The 13755-nt window shown below is 39.0% G+C and carries 14 protein-coding genes and 1 riboswitch; of the genes, 12 read left to right on the forward strand and 2 right to left on the reverse strand.

All coding sequences use genetic code 11. The features are described from left to right. Positions 1–128: 128 nt before the first annotated feature. Complete coding sequence (locus ACFQZ9_RS23825) at positions 129–569, forward strand: cell wall hydrolase (protein ID WP_198308785.1); 441 nt, start codon at positions 129–131, stop codon at positions 567–569. Between the two features lie 179 nt (positions 570–748). On the opposite strand, the gene ACFQZ9_RS23830 is transcribed toward ACFQZ9_RS23825, so the two are convergent. Together ACFQZ9_RS23830 and ACFQZ9_RS23835 are read right to left on the reverse strand one after the other, a co-directional pair. Beyond that, positions 749–2215 carry a cbb3-type cytochrome c oxidase subunit I gene (locus ACFQZ9_RS23830; protein ID WP_498945849.1) on the reverse strand — a complete coding sequence of 489 codons (1467 nt, stop codon included), beginning with the start codon at positions 2213–2215 and terminating at the stop codon, positions 749–751. Continuing rightward, positions 2205–2753, reverse strand: a complete 549-nt coding sequence (locus ACFQZ9_RS23835; RefSeq protein ID WP_498945851.1) for a cupredoxin domain-containing protein — start codon at positions 2751–2753, stop codon at positions 2205–2207. Before ACFQZ9_RS23835 ends, ACFQZ9_RS23830 begins: the two co-directional genes overlap by 11 nt. Before the next feature lie 279 nt (positions 2754–3032). On the opposite strand from ACFQZ9_RS23835, the gene ACFQZ9_RS23840 reads away from it, so the two are divergent. The 11 genes from ACFQZ9_RS23840 (at position 3033) to ACFQZ9_RS23890 (ending at position 13743) form a co-directional block, all read left to right on the forward strand. Then, positions 3033–3161, forward strand: coding sequence for a hypothetical protein (locus tag ACFQZ9_RS23840; protein ID WP_269320962.1), 129 nt, complete (start codon positions 3033–3035; stop codon positions 3159–3161). 272 nt (positions 3162–3433) lie between these two features. Then, the gene (locus tag ACFQZ9_RS23845; protein ID WP_198308782.1) at positions 3434–4432 is read left to right on the forward strand and encodes an ABC transporter substrate-binding protein; all 999 of its coding nucleotides are present in this window, start codon (positions 3434–3436) and stop codon (positions 4430–4432) included. 116 nt (positions 4433–4548) lie between these two features. After that, on the forward strand, positions 4549–5580 hold the full coding sequence (locus tag ACFQZ9_RS23850) for an ABC transporter permease (RefSeq protein WP_498945852.1): 1032 nt from the start codon (positions 4549–4551) through the stop codon (positions 5578–5580). Next, positions 5555–6349 carry an ABC transporter ATP-binding protein gene (locus tag ACFQZ9_RS23855; RefSeq protein ID WP_198308780.1) on the forward strand — a complete coding sequence of 265 codons (795 nt, stop codon included), beginning with the start codon at positions 5555–5557 and terminating at the stop codon, positions 6347–6349. The genes ACFQZ9_RS23850 and ACFQZ9_RS23855 overlap by 26 nt, the downstream gene beginning before the upstream one ends. Before the next feature lie 231 nt (positions 6350–6580). Then, positions 6581–7696, forward strand: coding sequence for a 4-hydroxyphenylpyruvate dioxygenase (hppD, locus tag ACFQZ9_RS23860; protein ID WP_498945854.1), 1116 nt, complete (start codon positions 6581–6583; stop codon positions 7694–7696). Positions 7697–7813: 117 nt separating this feature from the next. Next, the gene (locus ACFQZ9_RS23865) at positions 7814–8437 is read left to right on the forward strand and encodes a flavin reductase family protein (RefSeq protein ID WP_498946036.1); all 624 of its coding nucleotides are present in this window, start codon (positions 7814–7816) and stop codon (positions 8435–8437) included. Continuing rightward, on the forward strand, positions 8434–9357 hold the full coding sequence (locus ACFQZ9_RS23870) for a fumarylacetoacetate hydrolase family protein (RefSeq protein WP_498945856.1): 924 nt from the start codon (positions 8434–8436) through the stop codon (positions 9355–9357). Before ACFQZ9_RS23865 ends, ACFQZ9_RS23870 begins: the two co-directional genes overlap by 4 nt. A 15-nt stretch (positions 9358–9372) precedes the next feature. Further along, a complete protein-coding gene (locus tag ACFQZ9_RS23875) occupies positions 9373–10533 on the forward strand; it encodes a homogentisate 1,2-dioxygenase (RefSeq protein ID WP_498945858.1) in 1161 nt (386 codons plus the stop codon). Positions 10534–10636: 103 nt separating this feature from the next. Beyond that, positions 10637–10745: riboswitch (SAM riboswitch) on the forward strand. Between the two features lie 122 nt (positions 10746–10867). Next, positions 10868–11449, forward strand: a complete 582-nt coding sequence (locus ACFQZ9_RS23880) for an O-methyltransferase (RefSeq protein ID WP_198308776.1) — start codon at positions 10868–10870, stop codon at positions 11447–11449. Between the two features lie 135 nt (positions 11450–11584). Further along, a complete protein-coding gene (locus ACFQZ9_RS23885) occupies positions 11585–12199 on the forward strand; it encodes an NUDIX hydrolase (protein ID WP_498945860.1) in 615 nt (204 codons plus the stop codon). A gap of 182 nt (positions 12200–12381) precedes the next feature. Beyond that, complete coding sequence (locus ACFQZ9_RS23890; RefSeq protein WP_498945862.1) at positions 12382–13743, forward strand: aspartate kinase; 1362 nt, start codon at positions 12382–12384, stop codon at positions 13741–13743. Positions 13744–13755: the final 12 nt, after the last annotated feature.

Raw genomic sequence — 13755 nt, forward strand, 5'->3', positions numbered from 1 at the left:
AAAAGACCTAAGTCCGGTAGAATACCGAGCTCAGGTCCTCAAAGTAGCCTAAAATATTTGTCTAACTTTATTGGGTCAGATCACATGAATGTAGGCTTTTTTTCATACTATGTTCTTGGGGTGATAAAATGCCAAGAGTAAATTATCGAAGTTATGAAGTAGATGAAATGGCAAGAATGATGAGAGCAGAAGCCGAGGGTGAAGGAAAACAAGGAATGTTGTATGTTGGAAATGTAATTGTAAATCGGTGTGTAGCAACCTGTTTAGACTTCGAAGATGTAAAAACTATACATGATGTAATATTTCAAGTACAAGGAGGAAATTATTCTTTTGAAGCAGTTCAAAAAGGGAATGTTTTTTATCAAAGATCGAGAACTGCTGAAAGAAGATTAGCAAAACAAAATTTGGATTATTGGAGAGACCACCCAGCGAAATATGCCCTTTGGTATTTTAATCCGCATGCTCCATGCCCTCCAACATGGTACGGTCAACCTCAATCCGGTCAATTTAAGCAACATTGTTTTTATGAACCAAAAGCTGGAACATGTGATAGTGTTTATAGCGGTTAATCTAATACAGCATAAAAAAAATCCGGCCAAATTTTAGCCGGATGTCAAAGGGGGGAAGTGATTGTCCTACAAAAAATATCTTACAAAACAAAAATGAATAAATTATGAATAAAAGATTACTAGTCTATTAATTTTATAAAAAAATCCAGTCATATCTCACTGACTGGATTTTTCGCATGCTATGAAACTTTTTTAAATGACTTTGTTGGTGTATTTTTACCAACATTTCTTAAGCCAATGAAAAATCTAGTTGTAAAAATAATTGCAGCAATTATGATAAAGACTCCGCAAAGTGCACCTACTTGGTCAGAGCCGGTCCATTGCGGCAGATGTTCAGCCCATCTTCTTGGCGCACTAATTTTTCCAGCATAGAGGAATGAGCCGGTTAAACCGGAAAAGAAAACGAAATAAGTGAAAATTGCATACTTATCAATACCTTTTTGTTTCTGGGTTCCTTCCATTTTATTGAAATAGTACATGAAACCGAAAATCATTGCGACTACTCCCATCCCCATATAAGTATGGAAGTGACCGGGAACCCATTTTGTATTATGCATTACATGGTTAACAACGATTGTTGCGTCAATAATCGCTGGAACGGCACCTGCAACCCAGCCAAACATGGAAAGGAAAAACATACTTGAAGCAAAATCCCATTTCATGCCTGAGCGGAAAACAATCATTAAGGCACCATATGCGGTTACAACCATAACTGGAAGACCGTTAGCATAGGAGAAAATTTGCCCGATAATTAACATCCATTCTGGAACGGCAAAGTCCATTAATAAATGGTGAGTATAAATCATTAAAGTAAACAAGGTCGAAAAGTTCCAAGCGATTAAAAATACTTTATTTGATTTCCAAGGGCGCCCTGTATACTCAGAAAGAACTTCGTAAACAGCAATAACCGCCATATAAATTGTACAGTTAGCAAAAATATGACCAAAAGCATAGGTTAAGTGTTTCGCCATCATTGGGTCGAAAGCAAAATTCGGATTAAGAATGTTTAAAATCGATTCTACTAATGCAGTTGCACCAGCTAGAATTCCGACAGAGTTAGCGATAATCACCATGGTTGTAGCAACGACTGCAGCTGGTGGACCATAGCCCTTTTTACCTCGGAAAATATAGTCCCACCCAAGTGATTTACCTAGACCTCCGTATTCTTTAATAAGTCTTGCTGCTAAATAAAAATACATCACTAGATAACCAACGCCTAGTAATAATAAACCAAACAAGAATAATAGTGCACCTGTTAAACCGTTCAGTTTAGCTGAAAAAGATGGCAACGGGTAAAGAAAAGTCCATCCATCAGAAAAATTAAATCCAAAAATCGCTACAAGAATCATGACTACTCCGATAAGCGAAAAAATTAAATTAGCAAAAAGAATCTTTGGATTTAAATGGATATACTTTGATAGGAAGTACCAAAGGATAGCGCTTCCACCTAAAGACGCAATTCCAACCATTCCAGTTCCATGAATCGTCATCACCTTATAAAAGGTTTGGGCGGAAATTTTAATAACATTCCCTTGATTTAACAGCATCATAACACCGAAAATCATCATTAGAACAAGAACAACCGAGGTAACCATGAGGTAAATAGAAACACCCTTTTTGATGGCATTCCGTGCATTAGTTTCCATTGCTGCTTCCTCCTTTAGGCTCCACAACGATGTCCTTCATCATTAAATGATGTCCGGTGCTGCAATATTCTAAGCATAGGACTTTATAGGTTCCAGGTTTTTTAAAGGTAACCTGAAGCATGTTTGTATATCCAGGCATTGCCTGTGTTTGGCCTATAAGATGAAGATTTTCATCATACAACCCGAACCCATGTGTAACATCTTTACTTGTGACATGAAACATGACCGGCTCCCCAACCGTAAAATGATCGTCACTTAATTCCCATGAAAACTGCATTCCGGTAACTTTAACTACTTTCCCCATTTCTTTTGCCTGCGCATGTTGAGCATGATAAGGCAGTCTGCTTAGCGATATGGCAGATGCAAATCCTAAAATGGCGATTAAACCTAGAAAATAAAATTTACGAATTTTGTAGCCTTTCTCTTGGATTGGCCCATAATCTTTGAGTTTTCTCGATTCCCCATACACGAAGGAAAATGCCAGTGCAATTAGGAAAACGAAAAAGAGTGTAGCGTACCATGCAATCGATTGGTACATAATAACCCCTCCCATTAATTTTTCATCAAGCAAGGAGTCCCCCAACTTCTTACTTGATTTCCCATTATCATTTTAATGAACAAATTGTGAAATAAAAGTGAAATAAATCATACCTTACTAGTGCATTATTATAAGGGCTAATACTTTAGTACTGATTATCTGTCGGGATAAAGAAAAACAATTATTTTAGAAAAAACACCCCCATAACAATCCAAGAAGTTTCGAAACGTTTAGCAAGATAAAAATTTCCTAATTAAATTAAAACTTGGAGGTTAGATAATGGGAATCATTTTGATTGATATTGACAAATTACTAGAATCTACATCAGATCTAACATCTGAAAAGAACAGTTATAAGATAAAGCCAATAGAAATTGATCAATTACTAGAAAAAACAAGAGAATGGTAGAATCTTTGGTTCTGAAATTTACCCATTAATATACATTTCTGTAAAAACCTTCTTTATTAAAAGAAGGTTTTTTGGTTTTAAAAAAGAGAATAATGACGGTTTTCTAAAATATTTTTCAATTCAAAGTAATTTTGGTGGAAATTGCCGCTTTAAAGCAGAAAAATATTTTTCAATTTTCTATTGATTTTAACTCAAAGAAATACTAGAATAATTTTTAATATAAGAATTTTTTGAATATTGGTTTTAGAGAAATTTAAGGGGGATTTTTACTTATGAAGAAGTCAGTTCGATCGCTATCCTTTGTGTTAGCGGGAATGCTGATGCTTGCAGGCTGCGGCAGCAAGGATTCAGCTGGAAGTGGAAAAAAAGAAGAGGGTCAAAAGGAATATACAATTGGTATTACCCAATTTGCCGTACACCCATCATTAGATGCAGCAACTGAAGGTTTTAAAAAGGCACTTGCTGATAGAGGTCTAAAGGTTAAGTACGATGACCAAAATGCGCAGGCGGATATGAATAATACCCAGACAATTGCACAGAATTTTGTCGGCAACAAGGTAGATTTGATTTTTGCTAATGCAACTCCAAGTGCAACAGCAGCATTAAATGCAACAAAGGATATTCCGATTGTTTTTACATCTGTTACCGATCCAGTTGGGGCTAAATTGGTAAAATCCTTCGATCAACCAGGACCAAACATCACCGGTACGACGGATAACCACCCAGATGCTACCAAAAAAACAATCAGCTTTATTACAGATGAAGTGAAAGCAAAGAAAATCGGTGTTATCTATAATTCCGGTGAGCAAAATTCAGAAGTCCAGGTAAAAGCAGTAAAAGATTTGGTAGAGTCAAAAGGTGCTAAGTTAGTTGAAGTTTCTGTTTCTACCTCTGCAGAAGTAAAACAAGCTGCTGAATCATTAGTTGGACGTGTCGATGCAATCTATGTTCCAACAGATAATACCGTTGTATCCGCACTTGAGTCGGTTATTTCAGTTGCAAACAGCAAGAAAATACCGTTATTCGTTGGTGAACTTGATTCAATGAAGCGCGGAGCTGTGGCGGCAAGCGGATTTAACTACTACGACATTGGCTATCAATCGGGTGAAATGGCTGCTGACATTTTAACCGGTAAGAAAAAGCCTTCTGAAATTCCTGTGGAGCTTCCTAAATCTTTGAAACTTGTTATCAATAAAAAAGCGGCAGAAGCTCAGGGATTAACTGTAAAAGATGAATGGAGTAAGCTTGGAGAGTTTTACGAAGGAAAATAATTATTTTCAAAATTGTACGATTGGAGGAGGCCTTATTAGGTCTTCTCCCAAAATTTTTTACATATAGGTTTCTATACCTATTCTTTTAGGACTTAGATAAAGAAAGGATGAACTCAATGTTTACAGCCATATTTGGATCATTCGAAGCAGGTATCATCTATGCGATTATGGCACTGGGCGTCTATCTTTCCTTTCGAATTCTGGATTTCCCAGATTTAACGGTGGATGGGAGTTTTGTTACAGGGGCAGCGATTTCAGCGGTAATGATTGCAGGTGGAGCCAATCCGTTTTTTGCTACAATCATGGCCTTATTCGCGGGTTTTATTGCAGGTTGTTTGACCGGATTGATCCATACTGTTGGGAAGATAAATAATTTACTTTCAGGAATTTTAATGATGATTGCTCTTTATTCCATTAACTTGCGAATCATGGGCAGATCAAACATACCATTATTAAATTCGGACACATCATTCACAAAAATAAGCAGTCTGTTTGAAAAAACAGGAATCGATTCCTTTTTCAACAAATTATTATCACTTGTCGGTTTAGGAGACAGCCTTCCTTCTACATGGGGAATTCTGATTTCTATGATCATCATTACCTTCATCATTAAAGGGTTTACTGATTGGTTTTTACAAACGGAAATTGGTCTTGCAATCAGGGCGACAGGAAATAATAAGCGAATGATTCGCAGTCTTTCAGCCAATACGAACCTTCTTGTTGTACTTGGTTTGGGGATTTCTAACGCATTAGTGGCTTTTTCCGGGGCATTAATTGCACAGCAGGGCGGATTTGCAGATGTTGGTATGGGAATTGGGATGATTGTCATCGGGCTTGCTTCGGTTATCATTGGTGAAGCACTGTTTGGAACCAAAACCATTGCCAGAACAACACTTGCAGTGATTGGCGGATCCATCGTATATCGTATTGTGGTTACGCTTGCACTACGAATTGAGTTTTTGGATCCGGGAGATATGAAATTGATTACGGCCGTAATTGTGTTGATTGCTTTAATCGCTCCAAAAATTATTGACAGTACCAAAGAGAAAAAGCGAAAAGCGCGCAAAAAAGCAGAAAGAATGAACATCTTAAAGGCTTCAGGTGATCAAAGGGGTGAAAGTCATGCTGCAATTAAATCAGATTCATAAGATATTTAACGAAGGGACACCTGATGAAAAAATTGCAATTGACCAAATCAATTTACATTTAAAAAAGGGAGACTTTGTCACGATCATTGGAAGTAATGGTGCCGGTAAGTCAACCTTAATGAATATCATATCTGGTGTGATTACGCCGGATATAGGCGATATTTATATTGCCGATAAAAATGTTACATCCATGACGGAATATAACCGTTCAAAGATGATAGGCCGGGTTTTTCAGGACCCTATGGCAGGCACTGCTCCTAGTATGACCATTGAAGAAAATCTTGCTATGGCCTATTCACGGAATAAAACAAGAACACTTAGAAGTGGAGTTACAAAAAAGCGCCGGGAATATTTTCGTGAGGTGCTTGAAACATTACATTTAGGTTTGGAAAACCGCCTAAGTGCAAAGGTTGGTTTACTATCCGGCGGGGAGCGGCAGGCGCTATCTCTGTTGATGGCTACATTTACTGAACCATCCATTCTTCTTCTCGATGAACATACTGCTGCTCTCGACCCGTCAAGAGCTGAACTGATTACAAATCTAACAAAGGAAATTGTCGATCGATACAAGCTCACGACCTTAATGGTTACACATAATATGCAGCAGGCGATCGACCTTGGCAACCGTTTAATCATGATGGATAAGGGCCAAATCATCCTTGAAGTAGATGAGGAAAATAAGAAGAATTTAACCATCGAGGGCTTATTACTAGAATTTAAACGCATTCGCGGCGAACAAATGGCAAGTGACAGAGCCATCCTGGCTTAATGAAATTCAAGCGAGATTTTGTCGATAAAAAAATATTTTGTTAGTTGGAAAAGGAACAGCCGGCAACAGGCTGTTCCTCTTTTGATTTATAAAGGATTTATCACTATAGGTGTGTTGTTTTCTTTACTGCCTAAAAGCGTTATTGCTTTACACCCTATTCTTGAGAGGACGAAAAACCTTCAGATAAAATAAAATCAGAAAAGCTTAAATTTTCCATTTGGAGGTTTTCGTATGAAAGAACAAAGAATGAGAGCTGAACAGCTGGCGGATGACTTCTTTCCAGTACGTGATGTTGACTATATTGAAATTTACACAGGTAATGCTAAGCAAGCCTGTCATTATTTTTGTACGGCATTTGGGTTTAAGCCAGTGGCTTATTCTGGTCTAGAAACGGGAAATCGGGAGTCAGTATCTTACGTCCTTAAGCAGCGAAATATTCGTTTAATTATCACAGGCTCCTATACGGAAGATAGCAGGATTGCCCAATTTGTAAAGAAACACGGTGATGGTGTCAGGGATGTGGCCTTACTGGTAGATGATGTTGAAAAGGCTTACAGCGCTGCAGTCGAAAGAGGGTCGATAGCCATTATTGCACCTTTTGAAATGAAGGATGAAAAGGGAGTTTTAAAAAAGGCCGTTCTTGGTACATATGGGGATACCATCCATACGTTAATAGAACGGAAAAATTATCAAGGCGTATTCATGCCGGGCTTTGACCCTTATTCAACCGATTTGCCAATCGAGGATGCCGGATTAATAGGTTTCGACCATGTTGTCGGCAATGTGGAACGGATGGAGGAATGGGTGGAATACTATTCGAAGGTCATGGGATTTAAGGAAATGAAGCATTTTACGGATAAAGATATTACGACGGAATATTCTGCTCTCATGTCTAAGGTCATGCACAATGGCGGCCGGATTAAATTCCCGATAAATGAACCTGCAGAAGGAAAACGGAAATCACAAATTCAAGAATATCTGGAATTTTATAATGGCCCTGGTGTTCAGCATTTGGCGATTTTAACAGAAGATATTGTATCGACTGTAACAACATTGAAAAAGCATGGTGTTGAGTTTTTAAAAACCCCGGGATCCTATTATGAAGCATTAGGCGGGCGGATTGGAAAAATTGATGAAGAAATAGAAAAGCTCCGTGAGCTGAATATTTTAGTCGATCGGGATGATGAAGGATATTTACTGCAAATCTTTACGAAACCGATTGTGGATCGCCCGACTTTGTTTGTGGAAATTATCCAGCGTAAAGGTGCAAGAGGTTTTGGGGAAGGGAATTTCAAGGCTTTATTTGAGTCGATTGAACGTGAGCAGGCTAAACGGGGAAATTTATAATGACTAGATAAAGAGTGTAATATTTTTAATGGGATCACCATATGGTCGGTAAAAAGGGAGGAAGGACTTTCTCCCTTTTTTCAAAGTTTATGTTGATAAGGAAGAGTGGTGGATGCAGTGGAAATCACCCCAGAGACACTTGAATGGAAAGAAGCCTATAAACTATTAGTTGGGTCTATTTTGCCTAGGCCGATCGCATTTGTATCAACCTTGGCGGAGAATGGAACAGCGAATGCGGCGCCGTTTAGTTTTTTTACCGCTATTTGTGCCAGTCCAATGCTGGTCTGTTTCTCCCCAATGCGGAGAGGGAAGGACGGGGCGAAAAAGGATACACTTGTTAATATTGAAAATACCCAACAGTTTGTTATTAATATTGTCAGTGAGGGAATAGCATTACAAATGAATGACTGTGCGATTGAATTCTCCCCTGAAATTGATGAAATTAATGAGACAGGTTTAACGAAAGAACCTAGTAAAAAGATCAATGTCCCACGAATAAAGGAATCGCTTGTCCATTTAGAATGTGAGTTGTACCAAGTACTGGATTTTGGTGATCAGCCAGGGGCCGGAAGCCTTGTTATTGGCAAAGTGGTCCATGTACATGTGAACGATGACCTTTATAACAATAACCGGATTGATTCTGAAAAACTAAAGCCGCTTGGCAGGATGGCGGGAAACACCTTTACGGATCCGTTAGTGCGGACCTTTGATATGGTAAGAAAAACGGAGGCTGGAAAATGAAATTTGTAACTTTTGAAAAAAGTAATAAAACGGTTCGGGCCGGCCTCTTGTTAAACGAAGAGTATGTTGTTGATCTGATTGAAGCAACAGGCGATGAACTTCCTGCTAACTTACTAGACTTTATCATTTCCCATGAGCAATATATGAAAAAGGCTGCTGAGCTTATTTCGATTTCAGTTGAAGATTCCGCAGTATATCGAATAGCAGATATTCGCTTAAAAGCTCCATTACCCGTACCGAAGAGTTTCCGAGATTTTTATGCATTTGAGGAGCATGTAAAAACGGCAAGAGAAAACAGGGGACTTGAAATGATTCCGGAATGGTATGAGATACCTGTATTTTATTTTTCCAATCATTTAGCCATAAATGGACCAGAAGAGGAAATTATCAAGCCGGAAGAATCAGATTGGCTGGATTATGAGCTAGAAGTTGCTTGTGTCATCGGCAAAGAGGGCAGAAATATTCCTGCAGCTGAAGCAGACAAGTATATTTTCGGCTATTGTATATTAAATGATTGGAGTGCAAGAGATCTTCAGCGTAAGGAAATGAAGGTAGGACTTGGCCCTGCAAAGGGGAAGGATTTTGCCACTTCTATAGGACCGTGGATTGTAACGAAGGATGAATTGGAACCATTGAAGGCGGGAAAAGGCTTTAATCTAGCCATGAAGGCGCGTGTAAATGGGGTTCTTCTATCGGAAGGGAATATGAAAGACATTTACTACTCTTTTGCTGAAATGATTGAAAAGGCCTCCAAAGGAGTGACACTATACCCCGGGGAAATCATCGGGTCTGGGACTGTTGGGACAGGGTGTATTCTTGAGCTTGGCCCTAAGGTGCACCGCTGGTTAAAGCCCGGAGATCGTGTAGAGCTTGAGATTGAAAAATTAGGGGTTTTAAAGAATACGATTAAAGAGGGATAGAAATGAGGTGGCCGGATGTTTTATCGTCAGATGGGCAAGATTCCCCATAAACGTCATACAATCCATAAGAAGGAAGATGGCAGCCTTTACCGCGAGCAGGTGATGGGGACACGCGGGTTTTCGGGAACTCAGTCGATTTTATATCATGAATACATGCCTACCGAAGTAGTGAAATCGGAATTAGTTACGAGTTTTTTGCCGGAATATGAAGACCAGCCAAGTTTACGGCACCGTCATTTTTTTACCGGCAACGTATCCAAGCATGGAAATGCGCTAACAGGAAGACAGTACATTTTAGGTAATCAGGATTTGCTGATTGGAACTGCAAATGTGACGGAAGGAATGCCTAGCTTTTATCGAAACGGCGATGGCGATGAAATGCTCTTTATTCACCATGGTTCCGGAAAGCTTGAGACGATGTTTGGAACGATTTCTTACCGGCCGGGGGATTATTTAGTAATCCCAATTGGAACAATTCATCGAGTGATTCCAAATGGAAATGAAACGACTAAAATGCTGTTTGTAGAATCCTTTAGCCAAATTACAACACCAAAAAGGTATCGTAATGAATACGGGCAGCTTTTGGAACATAGTCCGTTTTGCGAGCGGGATATCCGTGGTCCGGAGTCGTTACAGACGTTTAATCAAAAGGGCGAGTTTGAGGTCTTAACGAAATCAAGAGGAAATATCCATTCACATATCCTTGGCCATCATCCGCTCGATGTGGTTGGCTGGGATGGGTACCTCTATCCTTGGGCGTTTAATATAGAGGATTTCGAACCGATTACGGGAAGGGTCCATCAGCCGCCGCCTGTTCACCAGACCTTCGAAGGAAATAATTTTGTGGTATGTTCCTTTGTGCCAAGATTATATGATTATCATCCGCAGTCAATACCGGCACCATATTACCATAGCAATGTGAATAGTGATGAGCTCCTCTATTATGTTGACGGTAATTTTATGAGTAGAAAGGGGATTCAAGAGGGCTCGATAACGCTTCACCCAAGTGGCATCCCGCATGGGCCTCATCCTGGGAAAACAGAAGCAAGCATTGGCAAAAAAGAAACATTGGAACTAGCTGTTATGATTGACACGTTTCATCCATTGAAGGTTGTAAAAGCCGCAGCTGCAGTTGAAGATCTTGATTATATGTACTCTTGGGTGGAAAAAAAGTAATAAATATTTTAAACTCTCAGAATTATTATGGTGTAAAAGTATTGTCTTTTTGTAAAAACTGTGCGATACTTATTGGCAAATGAAATAAATTCCATAAAATTTATTCTTATCCAGAGAGGTGGAGGGACTGGCCCTGCGAAACCTCAGCAACCCCTGATTATTTCAGGAAGGTGCTAATTCCAACAGAGTAGACATACTCTGGGAGATAAGAGGTCGGTATCGTTTATCCAAAGGCCTCTTATGACAAGAGGCCTTTTTATTTTTTATTTTGTAAAGTTATTGTCGTATTCAATGAAACAATCAGAATACATCTATTATAAAAGGGGGGATCGTCATGGAGGAAAGCAAAGTTTTGCAAGCACCAGTTGCTTACGCGAAAATATTACAAGACTCTAAGGGGATTGGCTTTGAACAGTCCTGTGACAGAAAAACAGGGTTTTTGCTAAAAGGATTGGCTTCCTCAAAATCTAAAGGAAATTTCTTAGAGCTGGGAACGGGAGCAGGGGCATCTGCTTCATGGATTATTGAGGGAATGGATAGTGACAGCAGGCTTACGACGGTTGACATAGATGCGAGTGTGCAATCTATTGCTAAGAGGTACCTCGGGCAAGACAGGAGAGTGTCATTCCGTTGCGAGGACGGAGCGGCTTTTATTCAAAAAATGTCGGAGCAATTTGATTTTATTTTTGCTGACACCTGGCCGGGGAAATTCGAGCTACTTGATAAAACCTTAGATCATTTAAATGTGGGAGGGTTTTATGTGATTCATGATTTGCTTCCCGATGGAAGAGTGCCGGAAGAATATAGAATCAAAGCCCCTAAACTGGTTGATACACTCCGAAAACGAGATGATTTGGTGATAACAGAAATGGATTGGTCGACCGGGCTGTTACTGGCAATCAAGACCAATATATGAGTTTATTAAGAAATTTGAACTGAAAGAGTAATTTCTACCATGAATCTTGTCTAAAATTAAAATAACAATATCTCTATGACAGGGAATACTTGATAGCAGTATATCAAGTTGAGTGAAACAAAAGAGGTGAAATTTATGGATTTGGAATTTATTCATCATAAATTAAAAACACATACTCCGACCATACTGGGAAGTGAAAAATTTTCCAAGTATGCAGTACTTTTACCTCTTATTCAAAAAGAGGATGGAATCCATATCCTGTTTGAAGTCCGGTCAATGGAGCTCAGGAGACAGCCGGGAGAAATTTGTTTCCCAGGCGGAAGGATTGATTCTGACGATTCTGATGAGAAAGGAGCGGCAATACGGGAAACCCTTGAGGAACTTGGAATAAAAAGAGAAAATATCTCGAAAGTATTTCCTTTGGATTATATGGTTTCACAGTTTGGTATGATTATTTATCCCTTCGCTGGATTTATTGATTGTCCTGAATCGATACAACCTAATCCAGCTGAAGTGGGGGATGTTTTTTCGGTACCCATTTCCTTTTTCTTAAATAATAATCCTGAAGTTTACAATTTGAATTTTAAAGTTGAACCGGAGAAAAACTTTCCGTTGGAGTTAATTCCGGGGGGAGAAAATTATAAATGGCGGACAAGAGGATTGGACGAATATTTCTATATTTATGAAGAAAAGGTTATATGGGGATTAACTGCCAAGATTCTTTTTCATTTTATTGAACTCATTCGTTAAATTTTATTTATAGGAAAACAGTGGGCTTTAATAGTTGAAATTTTACTACTTTTTTGGTCTAATTGTATTAATGTCCACTGCAAATAAACAAATGTCCTCAATGGGAGGAAAAAAACTATTGATTATTTTCAGAATTAGAATAAAATTAAGATTATATTTTTAAAGATTAGGAGTTGTAAGAAATGAAGGTCGTTAAATTTGGAGGATCGTCTTTAGCATCAGGAAAACAATTAGAGAAGGTTTTCCAGATTGTTGTTTCAGACCCTGCCCGGAAGGTAGTAGTCGTTTCGGCACCAGGAAAAAGATTTTCTGAAGATGAGAAGGTAACGGATTTATTGATTGAGTGTGCTGAACTTTCCTTGCAGAATCAGGATCCAAAAGAAAAATTAGCTGCTGTAGTTGCAAGATATGCGTTAATTGCTGAAGAATTAGCCATTTCTTCAGATGTCATTCATGAAATTGAGAATGACCTAAAAAGAAGAGTTTCCTCGGATAAGAGTAATCCTGAACGGTTTATGGATTTAATGAAGGCTAGCGGAGAGGATAACAACGCAAAATTAGTTGCTGCCTATTTCCAATCGCAAGGTGTCGATGCCTCTTATGTTGATCCTAAGGATGCAGGACTTCTTGTCAGTGATGAGCCAGGAAATGCCCAAACTCTACCGGAATCATATTCAAAATTAGCCTCACTTCATGATCGACGAGGAATTTTAGTATTCCCAGGATTTTTTGGCTATAGCAAGGAAGGGGATGTATTTACCTTTTCACGAAGCGGATCAGATATTACCGGTTCAATCCTTGCCAATGCTTTAAAGGCCGATCTTTATGAAAACTTTACCGATGTGGATGCCGTTTATTCCGTTAATCCGTCATTAGTGAGCCACCCAAAGGAGATCAAAGAATTGACATATCGTGAAATGCGTGAGCTTTCCTATGCAGGATTTTCTGTTCTTCATGATGAAGCGCTTGTTCCGGCCTTCCGTGCAGGAATCCCAGTGAATATCAAAAATACAAATAATCCATCTGCACCCGGTACAAGAATTGTTTATGAACGCGATAATACAAACGGTCCAGTTATCGGAATTGCCAGTGATGAAGGCTTCTGCAGTATTTATGTAAGTAAGTATTTAATGAATCGAGAGGTTGGGTTTGGCCGCAAGCTTCTTGGTATTCTAGAGGAGTTTGGCCTATCCTATGAACACACTCCTTCCGGTATTGATGATATCTCGGTGATTTTAAGAGAGAATCAGCTTGCTCCAGGGATGGAGGAAGAAATTAAAAGACGTATTGAAACAGACCTTAATGCTGATTTAGTTAAATTTGAACACAGCCTGGCCCTGATTATGGTGGTTGGTGAGGGCATGCGCAGGAATGTGGGAACAATGGCCAGGGCATCAAAAGCTTTAGCAAAGGCAAAAATTAATATCGAAATGATTAACCAAGGATCATCCGAAGTAAGTATGATGTTTGGGGTAAAAGAAGTCGAAGAAAAAAGAGCCGTTCAAGCACTTTATGATGAATTCTTTGTAGCCGTGATGGTTTAAAAGTTACATACA

It is taken from the genome of Neobacillus sp. GCM10027624 (assembly GCF_042675345.1).
GTDB lineage: Bacteria > Bacillota > Bacilli > Bacillales > Cytobacillaceae > Neobacillus > Neobacillus cucumis_D.